The 20,341-nt window shown below is 54.3% G+C and carries 20 protein-coding genes; all 20 read right to left on the bottom strand.

Annotated features, from left to right (window positions below):
* Position 1: 1 nt before the first annotated feature.
* Positions 2-1,084: a carbamoyl phosphate synthase small subunit gene (locus tag RT52_RS03165; RefSeq protein ID WP_034806420.1), complete on the bottom strand. Its 1,083-nt coding sequence runs from the start codon at positions 1,082-1,084 to the stop codon at positions 2-4.
* Complete coding sequence (locus RT52_RS03160) at positions 1,062-2,342, bottom strand: dihydroorotase (protein ID WP_051622587.1); 1,281 nt, start codon at positions 2,340-2,342, stop codon at positions 1,062-1,064. The genes RT52_RS03165 and RT52_RS03160 overlap by 23 nt, the downstream gene beginning before the upstream one ends.
* On the bottom strand, positions 2,339-3,244 hold the full coding sequence (locus RT52_RS03155; RefSeq protein WP_034806422.1) for an aspartate carbamoyltransferase catalytic subunit: 906 nt from the start codon (positions 3,242-3,244) through the stop codon (positions 2,339-2,341). The genes RT52_RS03160 and RT52_RS03155 overlap by 4 nt, the downstream gene beginning before the upstream one ends.
* Positions 3,245-3,374: 130 nt before the next feature.
* Positions 3,375-4,676, bottom strand: a complete 1,302-nt coding sequence (locus tag RT52_RS03150) for a uracil-xanthine permease family protein (RefSeq protein ID WP_034815044.1) — start codon at positions 4,674-4,676, stop codon at positions 3,375-3,377.
* Between the two features lie 48 nt (positions 4,677-4,724).
* Positions 4,725-5,258 (bottom strand): bifunctional pyr operon transcriptional regulator/uracil phosphoribosyltransferase PyrR, encoded by a 534-nt coding sequence (pyrR, locus tag RT52_RS03145; protein WP_034806428.1) that lies wholly within the window; start codon positions 5,256-5,258, stop codon positions 4,725-4,727.
* A 192-nt stretch (positions 5,259-5,450) separates the two neighbouring features.
* Positions 5,451-6,362 (bottom strand): RluA family pseudouridine synthase, encoded by a 912-nt coding sequence (locus RT52_RS03140; RefSeq protein ID WP_034805573.1) that lies wholly within the window; start codon positions 6,360-6,362, stop codon positions 5,451-5,453.
* The gene (gene lspA, locus RT52_RS03135; RefSeq protein WP_034815042.1) at positions 6,362-6,835 is read right to left on the bottom strand and encodes a signal peptidase II; all 474 of its coding nucleotides are present in this window, start codon (positions 6,833-6,835) and stop codon (positions 6,362-6,364) included. The genes RT52_RS03140 and lspA overlap by 1 nt, the downstream gene beginning before the upstream one ends.
* Before the next feature lie 58 nt (positions 6,836-6,893).
* Positions 6,894-9,620, bottom strand: coding sequence for an isoleucine--tRNA ligase (ileS, locus tag RT52_RS03130; RefSeq protein ID WP_034805579.1), 2,727 nt, complete (start codon positions 9,618-9,620; stop codon positions 6,894-6,896).
* Positions 9,621-9,886: 266 nt separating this feature from the next.
* The gene (locus tag RT52_RS03125) at positions 9,887-10,432 is read right to left on the bottom strand and encodes a DivIVA domain-containing protein (RefSeq protein ID WP_024370036.1); all 546 of its coding nucleotides are present in this window, start codon (positions 10,430-10,432) and stop codon (positions 9,887-9,889) included.
* A gap of 18 nt (positions 10,433-10,450) precedes the next feature.
* On the bottom strand, positions 10,451-11,221 hold the full coding sequence (locus RT52_RS03120; protein WP_034815040.1) for a YlmH family RNA-binding protein: 771 nt from the start codon (positions 11,219-11,221) through the stop codon (positions 10,451-10,453).
* Positions 11,222-11,494, bottom strand: a complete 273-nt coding sequence (locus RT52_RS03115) for a YggT family protein (RefSeq protein ID WP_034805585.1) — start codon at positions 11,492-11,494, stop codon at positions 11,222-11,224.
* Between the two features lie 4 nt (positions 11,495-11,498).
* Complete coding sequence (locus RT52_RS03110; RefSeq protein WP_034805588.1) at positions 11,499-11,966, bottom strand: cell division protein SepF; 468 nt, start codon at positions 11,964-11,966, stop codon at positions 11,499-11,501.
* 23 nt (positions 11,967-11,989) lie between these two features.
* Entirely contained in the window at positions 11,990-12,643 is a 654-nt protein-coding gene (locus tag RT52_RS03105; RefSeq protein WP_034815038.1) for a YggS family pyridoxal phosphate-dependent enzyme, read from the bottom strand.
* Positions 12,640-13,401, bottom strand: coding sequence for a peptidoglycan editing factor PgeF (gene pgeF, locus RT52_RS03100; RefSeq protein WP_034815036.1), 762 nt, complete (start codon positions 13,399-13,401; stop codon positions 12,640-12,642). The genes RT52_RS03105 and pgeF overlap by 4 nt, the downstream gene beginning before the upstream one ends.
* A 54-nt stretch (positions 13,402-13,455) precedes the next feature.
* Positions 13,456-14,598, bottom strand: a complete 1,143-nt coding sequence (ftsZ, locus tag RT52_RS03095) for a cell division protein FtsZ (protein ID WP_034805598.1) — start codon at positions 14,596-14,598, stop codon at positions 13,456-13,458.
* Between the two features lie 44 nt (positions 14,599-14,642).
* Positions 14,643-15,929 carry a cell division protein FtsA gene (gene ftsA / locus RT52_RS03090; protein ID WP_034805600.1) on the bottom strand — a complete coding sequence of 429 codons (1,287 nt, stop codon included), beginning with the start codon at positions 15,927-15,929 and terminating at the stop codon, positions 14,643-14,645.
* Positions 15,930-16,156: 227 nt separating this feature from the next.
* Positions 16,157-16,927, bottom strand: coding sequence for a cell division protein FtsQ/DivIB (locus tag RT52_RS03085; protein WP_034815035.1), 771 nt, complete (start codon positions 16,925-16,927; stop codon positions 16,157-16,159).
* A 12-nt stretch (positions 16,928-16,939) separates the two neighbouring features.
* Positions 16,940-18,016 (bottom strand): undecaprenyldiphospho-muramoylpentapeptide beta-N-acetylglucosaminyltransferase, encoded by a 1,077-nt coding sequence (murG, locus tag RT52_RS03080; RefSeq protein WP_034815033.1) that lies wholly within the window; start codon positions 18,014-18,016, stop codon positions 16,940-16,942.
* On the bottom strand, positions 18,013-19,350 hold the full coding sequence (gene murD, locus RT52_RS03075) for a UDP-N-acetylmuramoyl-L-alanine--D-glutamate ligase (protein ID WP_034815030.1): 1,338 nt from the start codon (positions 19,348-19,350) through the stop codon (positions 18,013-18,015). Before murD ends, murG begins: the two co-directional genes overlap by 4 nt.
* Before the next feature lie 15 nt (positions 19,351-19,365).
* The gene (mraY, locus tag RT52_RS03070) at positions 19,366-20,325 is read right to left on the bottom strand and encodes a phospho-N-acetylmuramoyl-pentapeptide-transferase (RefSeq protein WP_034815028.1); all 960 of its coding nucleotides are present in this window, start codon (positions 20,323-20,325) and stop codon (positions 19,366-19,368) included.
* Between the last annotated feature and the right edge of the window lie 16 nt (positions 20,326-20,341).

Below are 20,341 nucleotides of genomic sequence, written 5' to 3'. Positions count from 1 at the left end.
GTCACATTCCTACTTTCTGTTTGTTTTCTTGAACGAGTTGCATGAAACGGTCGAATAAATCGTTAGCGTCGTACGGTCCAGGTGCCGCCTCAGGGTGGTATTGGACCGAGAACGTCGGATAGTGGAGATGTTTGACGCCTTCGACGGTCCCGTCGTTGACGGCACGGTGCGTGACGACGAGCCCAGTTGTCGCGAGTGACGACTCATCGACGGCGTAGCCGTGGTTTTGGGACGTGATCGTCACCGCCCCGGTCTCTAGTTCGAGCACGGGATGGTTGGCACCGCGATGGCCGAACGGGAGTTTGAACGTGTCTGCCCCGCCGGCGAGGCTAATCAATTGATGGCCGAGACAGATGCCAAACAGCGGTAACTTCGGCATGAGCGTCTCGATGAGCGGGAGCGCCGTCGGGACGTCTTTCGGGTCCCCCGGTCCGTTCGACAACATGATGCCGTCCGGTTCGTAGCGCAAAACTTCTTCCGCCGTCACGTCGTGCGGCAAGACGACGACTTCACAGTCACGTTTGACGAGTTCGCGCATAATCCCGAGCTTCGCCCCGAAATCGATGAGGGCGATGCGGGGACCGCTTCCGGTCGTCACATAGGCCCGCTTCGTCGAGACGCGTTCGACTTGGTCGGTCGGAAGCAGACCGTCGAAGCGGTCTTTGACGAGGTCCCACGTCGATTCTCCGTCGACCATGACGCCGCGCATGACACCGCGAGAACGTAAGTGACGTGTGAGCATCCGTGTGTCGACGCCCGCAAGACCTGGAATGTTGAATCGTTTGAGCGTATCCGATAACGTCGCCGTCGAGCGGAAGTTTGAAGGTGCATCGCACACTTCCTTGACGATGAGACCTTTTGCCATCGGAACGGTCGTCTCGAAATCTTCACGGTTGACGCCATAGTTCCCAATCAACGGATTCGTCAGCACGATGAGTTGATCACAATAGGATGGATCGGACAACATCTCTTGATATCCGGTCATCCCAGTCTGGAAGACGACTTCCCCGGTCGTCTCGATGTCAGCACCAAACGCTGTCCCTACAAATGAAGTCCCGTCTTCAAGCCATAATGTTCGTTTCATCGAATCTCCCCTTATATACGATTTCTCCGGCCACGATCGTCAAGACCGGCCAGCCGACCAAGTGTTTCCCTGCGAACGGTGTGTTCTTTCCTTTCGACTTGAACGTCGTCGGGTCGACGACCCGTTCCGTCTCCGTGTCAACGAGGACGAGGTCCGCCGCTCGTCCGACTTCGATCGCACCGTACGGCAATCCGAATACGTCACTCGGACGTTTCGTCATCCACTCGATGAGCGCGACTTCTTCTAGCTGTCCCGTCTTGACGAACGTCGTGTATAGAAGCGGGAACGCCGTCTCGAATCCGGTGATGCCGAACGGGGCCCGCTCCATTCCTTCTGCTTTCTCTGCTGCCGTATGCGGAGCGTGATCGGTCGCAATCATGTCAATCGTCCCGTCCATCAACCCTTCGATAAGCGCCGCACGGTCGTCCGCACTTCGGAGCGGCGGGTTCATCTTGAAGTTTGGATCAAGACCCGGGATGTCGTCTTCACAGAGGACGAGGTGGTGTGGGGTCACTTCGGCCGTGACGTGGATGCCGGCACGTTTGGCGTCCCGGATGACGCGGACCGATTGCCGTGACGAGACGTGACAGACGTGATAGTGACAGCCCGTCTCTTCGGCGATTAAAACGTCGCGGGCGATATGGATACTCTCGGCGAGGCTCGGAATGCCTTGGATGCCGTGTTCTTCACTGAAGCGACCTTCGTGAACCGAACCGGCCTTCAGCGTATTGTCCTCACAGTGGGCGACGACTGCCTTGCCGAGTCGTTTCGCTTCCCGCATCGCCTGACGCATCATCGCGGCAGACTGTACGCCGACCCCGTCATCGGTGAAGGCGAACGCGTCCTTAAGCGAATCCATGTCGACTTGTTCGGTTCCGAGTTGCCGCTTCGTGATGGCAGCGTACGGAAGGACACGGACGATGGCGTCTTCTTCGATTTTACGAACCAGTCGATCCATCGTCTCGCGGTCGTCTGGGACAGGGCGCGTGTTCGGCATCGCACAGATTGTGGTGAAACCACCAGCTGCCGCGGCTTCGGTCCCGGTCTTAATCGTCTCTTTCTTCTCCCCGCCCGGTTCGCGCAGATGGACGTGGACGTCGACGAGTCCCGGGATGAGGAGCTTTCCGCTCGCGTCGATGACTTCGTGGCCATCGGTCGTGCCGTCATAGTCGACAGCGCGAATCTCGCCGTGTTCGATTAAGATGTTCGTCGTCCGTTTTGTGTTCCCGTCATACCAGGTTGCGTGTTGAAGTATCATGATTGTCCCCCTAATGCTCGATGTAAGATGGCCATCCGGGCGTATACGCCGTTCGTCATCTGTGGAAAGATGCGTGACTTTTCGTGTTCAATCAAACTGCCGGCAATCTCGACGTCCCGGTTGACCGGTGCCGGATGCATGATGATTGCGTCCGGTTTCATCCGTTCGACCCGATCGACCGTCAAGCCGAACTGGGTGTGATAGTCTTCTTTCGAGAAGATGTCGCCCATGATGTGACGCTCGTGTTGGACCCGGAGCAACATGATGACGTCACTCTCGTGTAACACGTCGTCGATGTTTCGCCGCTCGAGTCCCATCGACTCGTCCCACCACGACTCCGGGCTGCAGCCGACGACGTTCGCGCCGAGCCGTCGCAAGACCGAGGCGTTCGATCGGGCGACACGGCTATGGACAAGGTCGCCACAGATGGCGACGTTCAATCCTTGGAACGTCTTGAACTCCTCGTAAATCGTGACGAGGTCGAGGAGCGACTGGGACGGATGTTCCCCGCTCCCGTCCCCGCCGTTTAAGACCGGGATGTTCAATCTCTCGACGAGTTCGTGATAATAGCCCGCTTCCGGATGGCGGATGACGAGCGCATTGATGCCGATCGCCTCGAGCGTCTTGCACGTGTCGTAAAGCGTCTCGCCTTTCGTCACCGACGATGTCGCCACGTCGAACGGGATCTCTTGGATGTTCAAGTGACGCTCGGCCATTTGAAACGAGTTCTTCGTCCGCGTGGAGTTTTCAAAGAACAAGTTCGCGACCGTCTTCCCGTCAAACAGCGGCGGCATGTCGCCTTGCTTATAGCGGAGCGACTCTTCAATCAAGCCCATGATCTCATCGAGTGCGAGCGTGTCGAGACTGACAAAATGTTTCGGTTGTTGTTGAATCAAGTTCATGTTCGTCTCCTCCTTTTGTATAGAAGGCAAAGAGAAAAGGCGCCTCTTCACCTACGTGAAGGGACGCCTTCATTTGGGTGGACACACCCAAATAAACGAGCCTTCACTTTGCCGACCTCACGGGATCGAATTAAAAGTTACTTGCTTGTCGTGTTTCTTCAGTTGTTTCATTCGCTGATTCCGTCGGCTCTTCTTTCGGCAAGAAGGCGTTCAACAAAATGCCGACGATCGTCGCGAGTGCCATCCCTTGGACCGGGAAGCTGCCGAGTTGGACCATCGCCCCACCGAGACCGACGACGAGGATGACCGAGGCGATGATCAAGTTGCGTTTTTCGGCGAGGTCGACTTTGCTTTCGACCATCGTCCGAAGTCCGTTCGAGGCGATGACGCCGAACAAGAGAATCGAGATGCCGCCTTTGACCGGATTTGGAATCGTCGAGATGAACGCTTCGACGTGACCGAGGAAGCCGAAGCTGATGGCCATGAGCGCAGCACCGGCGATCACGTATACACTGTATACTTTCGTGATGGCCATGACACCGTTGTTTTCCCCGTACGTCGTACACGGTGGGCCACCGAGTGCCGAGGCGACCGCTTTCCCGACACCGTCGCCAAGGAGCGTGCGGTGAAGGCCCGGGTCTTTCATCGTCTCACGTCCGATAATCTTTGACGTGACCATCTGGTCGCCGATATGTTCCGTCATCGTGACGAGGGCGACCGGGACGATGGCGAGGAGTGCCCCGATTTGCCACATCGGCATGTAGTCGACGAACACCATCGTGAAGTCCGGGAGTTGGAACAAGCTCGCTTGTCCGATGGCCGAGTAGTCGATAATCCCGAACATGGCGGCGATGGCGTACCCTCCGACAATCCCGAACAAAATCGGCACGGCGCCCCAGACGCCTTTTAGCTTCGTCATCGCGAGCATCGTGATGCCGAGCGTGAGGAGTGCGATCGTGATGAACGTCCCGTTATACGCCCCGTTGTCGTTCATCGACATGTCGATGGCGACCGGCGCGAGTGACAAGCCGATGACCATGATGACCGGGCCGACGACGACCGGCGGCAAGAGCCGTAACAGCCAGCGGACGCCCGTCTTATAAATGATGAGCGAGACGACGCCGTATACCGAGCCGGCGATGATGCCGCCGAACAAGGCGGCTTCGACGCCCCACTGTTGACTGACGGCGATAATCGGGGCGATGTAGGCGAAACTCGATCCGAGATACGTTGGGACTTTGAAGCGGGTGATGGCTAAGAATGAGAGCGTGGCCACGCCGGAAGCGACGAGGGCGACCGATGTGTTGAGCCCCGTCAAAATCGGGACTAAAATCGTCGCTCCGAACATGGCGAAGACGTGTTGCAAGCTGAAGAGCAGCCATTGCGGCAAGTGAGCGGGACGCTCGTGGATGTTGAGGATGGGTTGTTTCATGTCGTTCTCCTTCCTGGCCTCTCTGGACCACCTTAAAGGTTTATTGGGTTATTGCTGATTGATGAAGACTTCGTCTGTCGCGTCGACTTCACTGAGTCGAACGACGACTTGTTCTGACTTCGACGTCGGGACGTTTTTTCCGATAAAGTCTGGGCGAATCGGTAACTCGCGGTGTCCGCGGTCAATCAAGACGGCGAGTTGGATGTAATCTGGGCGACCGTGGTCGACAAGGGCGTCCATTGCGGCACGCACCGTCCGACCGGTGTAGAGGACGTCGTCGATGAGGACGACCGTCTTTCCGTTAATGTCATGCGGAAGTTCCGTCGCTTTCACTTCCGGGTCGAGCGACTTTTTCGACAAGTCGTCACGATACATCGTGATGTCTAAATTGCCGAGGGCGATCGGCTTGCCTTCAATCTCTTCAATCCGGCGTGCGAGCCGGTCGGCGAGCGTCTCGCCTCGGGTTTTTATCCCGACGAGCACGACGTTATCCGTCCCTTTGTTGCGTTCGATAATCTCATGGGCGATTCGTGTGAGCGCGCGTCGGATGGCGGCTTCATCTAAAATGGTAGAACGTTTCATGGCGTTCCTCCTTTCTACAAAAAAAGAAGACTTCCTCGTCCGGCTGGAAAAGGAAGTCTTCATATGTGAGGGCAGACGTCTGCCTCAAATAATCGACGTGTCGTGGCCGCGGCCACATTCCTTTCACAGCCTCTCTGGACTGGGTTTAAAGGTGTTATGCTTTCTAGACTATAAATCGGAATGAGCGGAATGTCAACGCGTTTTCTCGATTTTGTCCAATTTGGCAAGTTCTGTCTCGAAGTCGGCCGGGAGCTTCGCCTCGAATTCGAGCCATTCGTTCGTCCGCGGATGGAAGAACCCAAGCGTCGCCGCGTGAAGCGCCTGACCGTTCAATTGAATCGTCCGGCGCGGCCCATATTTCGGGTCTCCGGCGAGCGGGTGGCCGATGTAGCGCATGTGGACGCGAATTTGGTGCGTCCGTCCCGTCTCGAGTTTACACTCGACGAGCGTGAAGTCTTTGTAACGCTCAAGCAGACGGAAGTGTGTCACCGCTTCTTTCGCGTTCTTATCCGTCACGGTCATACGCTGGCGGTCGTTCGTGTCGCGTCCGATCGGTGCCTCAATCGTGCCGAGCTCATGGACGAGTTCCCCGTGGACGAGCGCGATGTATTCACGCTTGATTTTACGGTCTTTCAACTGCGTCGCGAGCGACTCGTGAGCCAAGTCGTTTTTGGCGACCATCAAGAGGCCGGTCGTGTCTTTATCGATGCGGTGAACGATGCCGGGACGTTTGACGCCGTTGATGCCTGACAAGTCATCACAATGGTAAAGGAGCGCGTTGACGAGCGTCCCTGACGTGTGACCGGCCGCCGGATGGACGACCATGCCACGTGCCTTGTTGACGACGATGACGTCCTCATCCTCATAGACGATCTCGAGCGGGATGTCTTCCGGTAAGACTTCAAGCTCGACCGCTTCCGGTACGTTGACGATGATCTCGTCGCCGATTTGTAGTTTATAGTTCGGTTTCACGGCTTGACCGTTCACGAGCAGGTCGCCCGCTTTAATCCAATCTTGAATTTGCGAACGGGACCAATCGCTCCGTTCACTCATCCATTTATCGATTCGTGCCTTTTCTTCGGCGACAAATGTGAATGTTTCCATTACGCATGTCCCCTTTCTTTGTTTAGTTTTTCTTCGAACAAGACGCCGATGACCATAAAGATGACACCGAACGTGAGCGCCATATCGGCGACGTTAAAAATCGGGAAGTTGTAGCCGAACGGATACGTATCGACGAAATCGACGACTTCTCCTCGGAACAGTCGGTCGATGAAGTTCCCGATTGCTCCGGCAAGCAGTAACCCGACGCTATAGCCGAGCAAGTTGAATCCGTTCACTTCTTTATGCAGGAAGTAAATCAAGCCGACGACGACAATGGCCGTGACGATAAAGAAGAACGTCATCTGTCCTTCGAGCATGCCCCAAGCCGCTCCTTTATTGCGGTAAGACGTCAAATAGAGCCAGCCTGGAATGAGTTCAATCGACTGTCCAATCGTCATCGTCTGGACGACGATCCACTTCGTCACTTGATCGAGCACGATGAGAAATAGGGCCAATCCGTAATAGCGCTTCATCAAATTCTCCTTTCACGTCATAAGAAACCGGAGTGGACGTTCGCCACTCCGGTCCGGCTTATGCGATGACTTCCGTACAGCGCGGGCAAAGCTCTGGATGCTCGGCATGTTGACCAAGCTCCGTCGAGTACGTCCAACAACGGGCACAGGCGGCACCGTCGGCTTTCGTGACGGTGATTTCTGCCGTCGCATAATCGACATCCGCGTGCGCGACATAGTCGAGTTGCGACACTTGGAGCAGTTGACGAACGTTGTCGATTGTCTCGAGCAACGCTTTCGTCTCACCCTTCGGTGCGACGAGCAACTTCGCCTCGAGCGGTTTCCCAATCAATTTTTCACCGCGGGCGATCTCAATCGCTTTCAACACGTCGTTACGGAACGTGAGGAACTTCGACCATTTCGCAAGTAACGCCGTCTCTTCTTCTGAGAGCGCGACGACTTCATCGAGATCCGACAAGAAGACGCTATCGGCTGCCTTCGCCGGAATCTCTTGCCACACTTCGTCCGCCGTGTGCGGAAGGATTGGCGCGATCAACTTCGTGAGCGCAATGACCGTATCGTACATGACCGTTTGAACGGCACGACGGCGTGCGTCATCTTCACGCTCGATGTAGAGGATGTCTTTCGTGAAGTCGAGATAGAACGAAGACAACTCGTTGACACAGAAGTTGTGAATCAAGTGGTAGACGGCCATGAAGTCGAACGTGTCGTATGCTTTGATGACTTTCGCCTGCAACTGCTTGAGTTTCGTCGCCATGAATTGATCGGCTTCTGGCATGTCTTCGAAAGCGACGCGCATCGACGGGTCGAACCCGTTCAAGTTCCCGAGTAAGAAACGGAGCGTGTTGCGGATTTTCCGGTACACTTCCGACACTTGCTTGAAGTTGTCGTGCGAAGCGCGTACGTCAGATTGGTAATCGACCGACGACACCCAAAGACGGACGATTTCGGCACCGTATTGTTTTACGAGATCGTTCGGCGCGATCGTGTTGCCGAGCGATTTCGACATCTTACGTCCGTCGCCGTCAAGCACGAATCCGTGACTGAGAACCGTACGATACGGCGCTTTCCCGGTCGTCGCGACAGCCGTCGAGAGCGACGAGTTGAACCAACCGCGATACTGGTCTGACCCTTCCAAGTAGAGGTCGGCCGGACGGCGAAGGTTGGCGCGTTCTTCGAGCACACCTGCGTGTGACGAGCCCGAGTCGAACCAAACGTCCATAATGTCGAGCTCTTTACGGAACTCCCCGTTCGGGCTGTTCGGATGCGTGAACCCTGCTGGGAGCAAGTCTTTCGCTTCGCGCTCATACCAGACGTTCGAACCGTGCTCACGGAACAAGTTGGCGACGTGGTCGATCGTCTCGTTCGTGATGATCTCCGTGCCGTCTTCCGCGTAGAAGATCGGGATTGGCACACCCCATGCCCGTTGACGGCTGATGACCCAGTCCCCACGGTCACGGACCATGTTGTAAAGACGCGTCATGCCCCATTCCGGCACCCAGTTCACTTCTTCGATCTCACGAAGCAAGTCACTCCGGAAGTCTTTGATTGACGCGAACCATTGCGGCGTCGCACGGAAGATGACCGGTTTTTTCGTACGCCAATCGTGCGGGTACGAGTGTTTGATGAACTTCAAGTTGAGGAGATAGCCGTTCTCTTCGAGCTTCATCCCGATTTGTTTGTTGGCATCTTCATAGAAGAGCCCTTCAAATCCTGGAGCCTCGTCCGTCATGTAGCCGCGATCATCGACCGGGCAGAGGACGTCGAGCCCGTACGCTTGTCCGACACGATAGTCGTCTTCCCCGTGTCCTGGTGCCGTATGGACGAGACCTGTCGCGTCAGCCGTGACGTGGTCGCCAATCATGACGAGGGACGTCCGGTCGTAGAGCGGATGTTGCGCCGTCATATGTTCGAACGCCTGTCCGTTCCATGAACCGTCGACCGTGAAGTCGGTCCAGCCGAGCGCTGTCGTCACGTCTTCCACGAGGCTTTCGGCGACGATATAGCCTTTGCCGTCATGGTTGATTCGCGTATAGGTCAATTCATTGCTGACGGCGATCCCGAGGTTGGCCGGAATCGTCCACGGCGTCGTCGTCCAGATGACGAAATGATCCGTCGTATCGAGGACCCCTTTTCCGTCGACGACTTGGAACGCTACATAGATGGCGGGCGACTTCTTGTCATAGTACTCGATTTCCGCTTCGGCGAGGGCCGACTCTGAAGAAGGTGACCAATAGACCGGTTTCTTCCCTTTATAGATGTAGCCTTTTTCAGCCATCGTCCCGAATAGACGGATCTGGGCCGCCTCATATTCTGGGAGGAGCGTGATGTACGGGTTCTCAAAGTCTGCGAGTAAACCGAGACGTTTGAACTGTTCGCGCTGCGAGTTCACTTGTTCCATCGCATACGCCGCACATTTCTCACGGAATTCGGCGACCGTCATCTCTTTACGGTTGACACCAGCTTTTTGGAGCGCGTTCTCGATTGGAAGACCGTGCGTGTCCCAGCCCGGAATCATCGGCGACTGATAGCCGTTGAGTGACTTGAAACGGACGATGATGTCTTTCAACACTTTGTTGAGGGCGTGCCCCATATGGATGTCGCCGTTCGCGTACGGCGGGCCGTCATGCAAGATGTATTGTGGTTTCCCCGCATTCTTTTCGAGCACACGGTTATAAAGGTCCATCTGTTCCCATGCTTCTTGCATTTGTGGTTCACGTTTCGGCAGGTTTCCGCGCATGGCGAAATCTGTTTCGGGCATCAATAGGGTGTCTTTATAGTTCATTGAAACTCCTCCTTATTTTTTGACAACAAAAAAACCCGTCCCTAAATAGGGACGAGTTGGTCGACTCGCGGTACCACCCTACTAGTCTCGACATAGGTCGAGACCGCTCTTGGCGACCGATAACGGGGTCAGGCGGTCGTGCTTACTCGTTTCAGCACGACACTCGTAGGGGATACCGAATAAAGTCTTTCTCTTAGGCTCCCACCTTCCCTAAGTCGCTTCGTAGGTATGACTTTATCGACGTGTCCTAGTCGACGTATTGTGTATTATCCGTGATGTTTGTTTGGTATGACTTCGTCGTCATTATACGGAAGTTCGGTCGTATCGTCAAGAACCGTTTGGACCGGGGGCTCCCCGACGATCGTATCCCATTCCGTACTGTTCAACAGCTCCATTTGGGCATCGACGAGAACGCGGAAACGTGTCCGGTACAGCTCGACTTTCTTCAACATTTGGACGACCTCGCGCTCGGCGAGTTGCTCTTTGCGTGCCGCTTCCTCTTCACGGGCGAGTGCTTCGCGCTCCGCCTGTTTCAAGATGAGGCTCGCTTCTTTCGCAGCGTTCGTCTTCACTTCTTCCGCCGCCTCTTGCGCGACGATAATCGACTTGTTCAACGTGTCTTCCATCGAGGAGAAGTAGTCAATCCGAGCTTGCATATCGTTGACGAGTTCTTCATACCTTCTATTCTCACGAATCAACAGTTCGAACTCTTTGATGATTTGATCTAAAAACTCATTGACCTCATCGATGTCGTACCCGCGAAAACGAGTCGAGAACTCTTTATTATGAATATCAATCGGTGTCAACGCCATTCGACTTTCCTCCTAAATTCAACGTATGATGCCATACTGGATTTTTATTTTCTCACGTTTCGTCGAGCCGAGAATCGCTGTCAATTTCACTCGACCGTAGCCGCGAATCGAGATTAAATCATCGGGCTCTAAGATGAAGCTTGCGTCCTCGATTTGTTTATGGTTTACTTTGCAGTCGCCGTGTTTGACGAGCGCCTGCGCTTTTTGTCGTGATAAGTTGAGTACTTCACTCACGACGACATCAAATCGAAGCGATGAGACGATTCCGAACTCTTCCGTCCACTTCGTCTCCGGTACGACGAGCACGGCTTCCGGTGCCACGTTTGAAATGCGGATGCGAGCCTTTCCGACCCGATCGACGTTCATTTCGATGAAACTGGCTGCCTCGGCGGTCGTCGCGAATTGAGCGATTCCGTCTTCTAACACGACGTCGCCAAACTTCTGACGCTTCAGTCCAGCGTTCAAGAGCGTGCCCGTCACTTGACGGTGGGTCAAGTCGACAAACTTCGTCGGATAGTCGATTTGACGGATTGCGATTTCAAAGTCGTTCGGCTCGAGTTCATAATAGTCCGGCGCCAAGATGAGCCGACGCCGTTCCGCTCCTTCAAAACCACCGTCATCGAAAATCACCAGACGCTTCCCGACGATTTGTTTGACGATTTGTTGTTCACGCGGGTCTAAAAAGTCCGTCAGTTTGAACAAGTAGTTGTCCTCGACTTGTTGCACCCAGTCGAGCACTTGCTCGATGAACGCCCGTTCGCTCGGACGATAATGGTCGAAGACGCTCATTTACAGACCGAAAATCGCTCGCACCCCAACCTGCGCCATTCGAAGTACGAACAAGGCGACGATTGGCGAGATGTCGAGCATGCCGCCGATTGGCGGAATGATGCGGCGGAACGGGTTGAGGAACGGTTCGCACAAATAAGACAAGATTTGTCCGAACTTAGACTCGCGCGCGTTCGGGAACCACGACAACAAAATATAAGCGATTAACACCCAGCTATAATACCCGAGAAGCGTAACAATCGTATTTCCTAAAGCTTCTACTACGTTATTCATTCACTTACCATCCTTTACTATTGAGTTCGTCCTCCGAAATCAAGTTCGAGATCGACCCCGTCAACTCGATATTGTTCGGAGTACATAGAATCGTGTTATGTCCAATCGACGTCATCGTCCCTTCGAGCGCGTAGACGACACCCGATAAGAAATTGACGACTTGACGAGATTGTTCTTTTGACATGCGTTGAAGGTTGACGATGACAGCGCGGTTTTCTTTCAATTGGTCGCTAATGTCTTGCGCTTCGGCGAAGACGCGCGGCTCGGCAAGAACGACTTTCGAACGTTCTTTTTTCTTCGAGTTGAACGCGACGAGATTGTTTGACGTTTTCGGGCGATCGTCTGTCTTGACGATTTGCTCGGTCATCGGCTGTTGCTTCGTCTCGGCGACGACATACTCTTCTCCTTCATACGCATTCCGTTCTTCTTCTTCGAGTCCGAAGAAATCTTTCATCTTGTTTTTGATTGACATAACGGATTCCTCCTTAAGATATATTATTGCACAAGTATGGTTCCAATACGAACAAACGATGCGCCTTCTTCGACGGCAATCGGATAGTCATTCGACATGCCCATCGACAGTTCCGTACACGGGGCGTGAGCGTACCCTTTCGCCAACACGTCGTCACGTAACGTCCGCAACTGATGGAACGTGTCGCGAAGTACCGACTCATCTTCTGTCAACGGTGCCATGGTCATGAGACCGATCACCCGGATGTGCGGATACTGTTTACAGTTCTCGATGAAGGCGTGCACCTCCTCTTTTTCAATCCCATGTTTCGATGCCTCGCCCGACACGTTCACTTGGACGAAACAGTCGATGACACGATTCGCTCGCTTATCGATTTCCGCTGCGAGCGACAAGCGGTCGAGTGAGTGGATGGCCGCGACGCGGTCGATGATTTGTCGCACTTTGCGCGTCTGCAGGCTTCCGATGAAATGGATGAGCGCATCATCTGGCAACACTTCTGCCTTTGCCAACAGTCCTTCCGGTCGATTTTCTCCGAAATGACGTACGCCTTCTTCATAAAGGGCGGTCGCCACGTCCGGACCGACCGATTTCGTGACGGCGATAAGGGTCACGTCCTGTCCGGCTCGATGTTGTTCGATGGTTTGTCTGACATGTTTCACGTTATTCGCTATACTCACGACTTCTTCTCCTTGACGAGGACGGCCGCAAATCGACGTAACGCATCCCCGTTCCGATACGAGAAAAACGTTCGGTCCGAGACGGTCGACAAGTTCGATTGGGTGACGTCCAGTTTTCTTTCGACGGCGAGCGTCTCATTCACTTGTTGTAGCGACAAGTGCGCATGTCCGTCTCGCTCATCTGTGACCGCGGCGTCATATGCCGCTTCCGACACGTCTTTGACGGCGTCGAGCACTCGTTGGTCGACCTCATACGCGTCGGCCGTGATGGCCGGCCCGACGACCATGTCAATCGCATCAGCGGGCACCCCGAGTTTGGCGAACGCATCGGTCATCGAAGCGACGATGTTGCCGACCGTCCCTTTCCAACCCGCATGGGCCATACCGATGACGCCATGATCTTTCGCACAAAAGAACAGTGGGACGCAGTCGGCGAAGACGAGGGCGAGCGGCATGTCCTCCGTCGTCGTGACGAGGCCGTCTGTCGCTTCAATCGCTTCCGCGTAATCATACGCCCCTTTGCCTCGATCGTTCGTATCGACGAATGCGACACGATTGCTATGAACTTGGTCGGCCCAAACCGAGTCAGTTAACGCAAGACCGGCGTCCATAAAGAAACGTTCTCGGTTTTTCACGACGAGGGCACGGTCGTCTCCGACGTGGAGGCCGACATTCCCTTCATTGTGCCAATCTGTGCGGGTCGTCACGTAGGCCGAGTAGCGCTCCGTTTCAGTTTCCCATGAATGAATCAATCGCATGTCGTTCTCCTTTTTTACAAAAAAGGAGTGCCGAGAACCGGCACCCCCTATTTTTTAGTTACGGCGTTGTCTTACGAACGCTGGGATGTTGATCGTCTCGTCTGGGACGTCACCACCATAGACCGGTCTATGGAAGTTCCCTTCTTCTTGTTGCGCAGAGTCCGCTTTCGGTTGAGCCTCTTTCTTCACTTCTGCCTCAGGTTGTTTCTTCGGCTGTTGAAGGAACGGGTTCGAGCCTTGTGCTTCTTCTGCAAATTCAGTTGCGATGACCGTCACGATAATCTCGTCGTTCAAGTTTTCGTTGATGACCGAACCGAAAATCAAGTTCACTTCTTCATCCGCAGCACTTTGAACGATTTGAGCCGCTTCCGTCACTTCATAAAGACTGAGGCTGAGACCGCCCGTGATGTTCATCAACACGCCTTTCGCGCCTTCGATTGAAGACTCGAGAAGCGGTGAAGAGATGGCTTTCTTCGCGGCTTCAACGGCACGGTTTTCACCTGTCGCGACACCGACACCCATAAGGGCCGAGCCTTTTTCAGTCATAATCGTCTTCACGTCAGCGAAGTCGAGGTTGATGAGACCTGGGATAGCAATCAAGTCCGTGATCCCTTGTACACCTTGGCGCAAGACGTTATCCGCTTCACGGAACGCCTCAATCATCGGCGTGTTGCGCTCGACGATTTCAAGAAGCTTGTCGTTCGGGATGACGATGAGCGTGTCAACTTTTTCTTTGAACGCTTGAATGCCGTGTTGGGCATGTTGCATCCGCTTGCGTCCTTCGAACATGAACGGTTTCGTGACGACACCGACCGTCAAGGCGCCGATTTCTTTCGAAATCTCTGCGATGACAGGGGCTGCCCCTGTACCCGTTCCGCCACCCATACCGGCTGTGACGAAGACCATGTCCGCACCATCAAGCGCTTCAATCAACTGTTCACGGCTCTCTTCGGCTGCTTTCTTCCCGATATCAGGATTTGCACCGGCACCGAGTCCGCGTGTCAATTTCGCACCGAGTTGGAGCTTCACGTCCGCTTTCGACATGTTGAGTGCTTGCGCGTCCGTGTTGACCGCGATGAACTCGACACCTTGCACGCCGTGTTCGATCATGCGGTTGACGGCGTTTGAACCGCCGCCACCGACTCCAATTACTTTAATTTTTGCTACGGCGTCAATCGCCTCATCAAAGTACATCATTCAGGTATCCCCCTACGTAATTTCCGATTGTGAATCGCATCAGCTTACACGCCAAATAATTTTTCCATTAACCGTCCGAATCCGTTTTTCGATTCGCGCTCTGTCGAATCGTACTCGTCACCAGCATCCGGTTGTCGATCTGTCTTCGTTGTCGACGAGACGACTTCGCGTTCTTCCGGCTTCTCCAAGTTTTGCTTCGAGACGTGGTGATCGCTCATGAGCACGTACTTGAGAACGCCGACAGCTGTCGCATATTTCGGATGTCTGACACCGATGGACGATGGTTGATAAAGTCTCGTCTTTTGACCCATGACACGGGTCGCCAGCTCTTGGATGCCAGGCAAGGCAGCGGCGCCACCACAGAGCAAATAGCCTCCGCTCAGTGCCGGAACTCCTACCTTTTGCACTCTATTCAACACCAATGTAAACATTTCCTCTATTCTCGCCTCTAAAACATAACTAATTTCAGCTTGCGGCTCATACGCCACTTCCCCGTTAATGTTCGTGAACGAGAATCCTTCAGTCGCATCTGCCATTTCTTCAAGCGCAAGACCATATTCTTCTTTCGCGACTTTCGCATCTTGGTATTTGCAGTTGAGCTTGTATACCAAGTCGCGCGTCATATGATCGCCCCCGACTGGAAGGATGTAAGAATAGACGAGGTCACCACGGTAGAAGACAGATACAGTCGTCTTCTCGTGTCCGATGTCGATCAAGCCGATCCCAAGGTCAATCTCATCCACAGAAGCGGCACTCATGCCGAGCGCCAAATTGCCGAGCACGAATCCGTCGAGCTTCAGTCCCGCCCGCTCAATCGAACGACGGATGCTATGTAAGATCGTCTTCGAGCCCGTCACCATCTTCCCGTGCATCTCTAACCGATAGCCGAGCATCCCACGCGGGTCCACGACGCCGGTCTGTTGATCGACCGTGAACGAGGACGGAATGACGTCAATCACGCTCATCTCGTCGGGTAGACGCATCACTTGTGCCGAATTGATGACTTCAATCACGTCGGCATCCGTAATTTCTTGGTCTTCTCGTTTGACCGAGGCGATTCCATGACATGGGGCAATTTGGATATGTTCCCCTTCGATGGCAACGTATACCGAACGAACTTGATCACCGAGTGCCGCTTCGGCATGTTCGACGGCTTGTTTGATGGCTTGAACCGTCTTATCGATGTCGACGACGGCGCCACGTTTTACTCCTGCAGACGGAGCACAACCTTCTGCCAAAATGTTAAGCGTTCCCCCGAGCAATTCACCCACGACAAGCTTAATTTCTGACGTTCCAATATCTAATGCGGCTACATAACCATTCGCTTCCAACAGGGAAACACCTCCGCGCTAAAATTTCAGTTTCAGTCTTCCATTACAATATTACAGATATCCAAAAATATTGTTAGGTCCGGCAAGATATCTCACGTCTAAGTTTACAACAAATAAGATAGTGAGAAAAGGTAGAATCCTACAAATTAAGCGGTTTTGGGGTGTCAATTCGATTACAAACGATAAAAAAACAGCCCCGGCATGTCGCAGGGCTGTAAAAATTCAGACTATTCTTCCGATTTTTCATATGGGACGAAATAATAGCCTCCATCCATGACGACCGTTCCTCGCTGTCCTTTCGGGATATTTTCAAAAATTTCACCGTACTTGGACACCGTTTGACTCAGTTTGAACGTCGGTGTGAGCAACGTGTTCCCGTCGTTCATGTAAATCTCATAACGTGTCGGTTCGCCTTCTTGTTGTTTGAACACGATCTCAGACATTCTCGCCCGTAACGCGTCATCGACCTGCTCGAGCTCACCGGCCACTTTCTCAAGATCGGCCTCTTTGTCAAACTGTCTCAAGAGCGGCCCGTCTTTCAACTTTGCCGGGTCATCGATTTGCCCGGTCGGATGAAGCGAGCCGTCCGCTAAGACGACGACTTCCCGGTCGTCCGTCCTCGAATAGGCGATCATCTTCTCCTCTTCGAGCTTGATGGTGACGATATTGTACCAACTTCGATCCACTTCCACGTCTTTTACGCCGGGAAGTTCACGAATCGCCGTCTCGAGTCGGCTAGGAGACACTTCGACGATTTTTGACGTCGTGTCTAGGTCAATTTGTTCTAACACGTAAGACTCGGTCAACCAAGCCAAGCCAGACACGTTCACCGCCTTCACGTCAGACACCGACGTCTGCATATAGACGACGAGGGCGATCAATACGGCGAACAGCAGCAAAATCGCAGACAATCGACGGTTCGCCTTCTTCCGTCGCTGATTTTTCATATATGGAATCCGGTCTTCCAAACTACGGACGGTGTTCTGACGTGTCTCCATGCTTCCTCTCCTTTAGCGACTTACTTCTTCTACAAGCGCGGCGAGGGATTCCGCGGCCTGCGGGAACCCTAACCGTTTCGACGCTTCCGCCATCTGTTGTTCGTTTTCCAAGACGTGCTGTATCTTCTCGACGAGCGTTTTGCCCGTCAAGTCCGCTTCTCGAATCAAGACGGCAGCTCCGCTCTCAACGAGTGCCGAAGCATTTTTCGTTTGATGGTCGGCCGTGACATACGGGCTCGGAATCAAAATGCTCGGCAAACCGAGCGCCGTCAATTCAGAAATGGTCGATGCGCCCGCCCGTGACACGACGAGCGTCGCACAGGCGAGCAGGGCAGGCATATCGTAAACGTATGGCAAGATATGGACGTTTTCCGCCGGCTTCGCTTCGGCGACGACCGCCTCATAGTGCACGTTCCCGGTCACATACAGTACGTTGACCGGTTGTTGGCTCAGTTCCGGAATCGCTTCGAGCACGGCCCGGTTAATCGCCTCGGCCCCACGGCTCCCGCCATAGATGACGATAATCGGACGCTCATCGATTCCGTACGTCGCTCGGATTTGAGTCGGGTCGGCGACTGTCTGTAACACTTCGCTCCCGCGCGGGTTGCCGATGACGCGAACGTTCGCCCCCGGGAACTGTGACTCGGACCCGGCGAACGACAGCGCGACACGGTCAGCTTTCTTCGATAAGAACTTGTTCGTCAGCCCTGGGATGCTGTTTTGTTCGTGAAGGATTGTCGGGATGCCCAACTGCTGGGCCGTGAACACGACCGGCCCGGACACGAAACCGCCTGTCCCGATGACGACGTCCGGACGGAACGCCTTCATTTCTTTTCTTAGCTGACGGACCGATTTCAAGAACCAATAGCCCGTCTTCACGTTCTCAAGCGACAATGACCGCTTCAACCCGGCGATTCGAATCGATTTGAACGGGATGCCGGCCCGTGGCACGAGATCGGCCTCGAACCCGTTCTCCGTTCCGATATAGAGCACCTCTAAATCGTCGTGACGCGCCTTTAACGTATCGAGCAATGCGAGGGCCGGATAAATATGGCCTCCCGTCCCGCCTCCTGAAATGATGACTCTCATCGACTCGCCTCCTCGATTGAACGGACGAGGTCGACGAAATGGGCACCGCGTTCCTCGAACGTCTTGTATTGATCCCAACTTGCGCAAGCTGGCGATAATAAGATCACGTCTTCTTCTGCCGACTGCTCGAACGCGAGCGGTACGGCTTCTTCTAATGTTTCGACAGCAAAGGCCGGGACTCCTTGGGATTCTCCGAGCGTCTTGAACCGTTCGGCCGTCTCCCCGTACGCGACGACCGCTTTGACACGTGACATCGCCGGGACGAGTGAAGACAAGTCAGCGCCTCGCTCGAGTCCGCCGCAAAGCCAGACGATTGGCGCATCGAAACCGGCAAGTGCCGCTTCGGTCGCCACGTTGTTCGTCGCTTTCGAGTCGTTGTAAACTCGGCGGCCAAGCACGCGGCCGACGTTCTCCGTCCGGTGGGCGACCCCGCCGAACGTGCGCAACACACGCTCAACATGTTCACGCGGGATGTTGAATGGTTCGACGAGGAGCAGTGCAGCCAAGACGTTTTCCACGTTATGGGCACCGCCGAGCGCGAGTTCAGACACGCGGACGATGTTGTCCCCATGAAGTGTAATCCAGCCGTCTCGTACGGAAGCATCGCCGGCATCATAACCGAACGTCGATGCGTGTAACGCGTCAGGGACACGCTTCATCACTTCTTCGTCGGCTCCTTTGACGACGATTCGGTCCGAAGAAGTCATGTTGCGGAACAAGTTTGCCTTCGCATCGGCATAGGAATCAAAGTCGCCGTGATAATCAAGGTGCGCTTCCGATAAGTTCAGTAGCGCCGCTGCTTTCGGATGGAACGTCTCGACGCCCATCAGTTGAAAGCTCGACAGTTCGATGACGATGAGATCATCCGGCTTGGCGCGGGTCGCCACCTCGATTGCTGGGAAGCCGATGTTTCCCGCCACGTGCACGGGACGGTCACCGCCTTTTAACAGTTCGTGGACGAGCGTTGTCGTCGTCGTCTTCCCGTTCGACCCGGTGATGGCGACGAACGCAGCGTCTGTCTCCATATAAGCGAGTTCGACTTCTGTATAAATCGGGATGCCTCGATCCATCGCTGCTTGGAGGAGCGGGATATGGTACGGGATTCCCGGATTTTTGACGATGACGTCTGTGTCATCCAATAAGTCGAGTGGGTGCGAGCCGAACACCGACGTGATGCCCAACTGCTCAACTTTCGTCCGCTCTTCTGTCGACGGCTCCGAACCTGTGTTCATCGTCACGATCGCCCCGACACCTACCAAATAAGTGGCGGCGGCGATGCCGCTGCGTGCGGCGCCGAGGACGAGTACGCGCTTACCTTTCCACTGTGCTTCCATTTGTTCCACCATCCATTACATAAGAAGTAACGACAACACTGCCGTGATCAAGCTGATTCCACCGAACGTCAAGACGATGCGCCATTCCGACCATCCGACCATTTCAAAGTGGTGATGAATCGGGCTCATCTTGAAGATGCGCTTCCCGGTCGTCTTAAATGAGATGACTTGCAAGATGACGCTGAGCGTCTCGATGACGAAGATGATTCCGACGAAGACGAGCAACAGCTCGAGCTTCAACATGAGCGCAAGTCCGGCGACCGCGCCACCAAGTGCGAGCGATCCCGTGTCACCCATGAAGATTTTCGCCGGATATTTGTTGAAGACGAGGAATCCGAGAAGTGCCCCGACCGCACTGAAGGCAAACCAGGCGATTCCGGCCTCGTCTTGCCCAAGCGCATAAATCCCGAAGAACGCGAACGTCGGGATGGCCGAGAACGAGACGAGACCATCGAGACCGTCCGTCAAGTTGACGGCGTTCGAGAATCCGACGAGCCAGAAGATGACGATGGCGACATACAACCAACCCGTATCAAACGCGATCGAAGTGAACGGGATTTGAATCGTCGTATCCAAGCCGTCTCCGAGTGACAAGAACCAGACGAACAAGACCGAGACGACAATTTGTCCAATCAACTTTTGGAGTGATGTCAGACCGAGGTTTCGTTTGTTCACGACTTTAATATAGTCGTCGAGGAAGCCGATCACACCGAACGCGAGCGTGACGAACAAGAGCGTGCCGAAACCCGCGACCGCGTCTCCGAAGATGAGCGAGACGATGAATCCGATGACGAGCGCGAGCAAGATGACAATCCCGCCCATCGTTGGCGTTCCCGATTTCTTTTGATGCCAATCCGGACCTTCATCCCGAATCTCTTGACCGAACTTCAGCTGCCGGAGCGCGGGAATCGCGCGCGGCATGACGACCAAAACGGTCAATAATGAACTGATTAAGACGATTAAACTAATTAACATGTTCGTACCTCACTAC

It is taken from the genome of Exiguobacterium alkaliphilum 12/1, from assembly GCF_000714435.1.
In the GTDB taxonomy this organism is placed as follows: Bacteria; Bacillota; Bacilli; order Exiguobacteriales; family Exiguobacteriaceae; genus Exiguobacterium; species Exiguobacterium alkaliphilum.
Note: the sequence above shows the minus strand (reverse complement) of the source record. Positions and strands in the feature narration are given on the sequence as shown.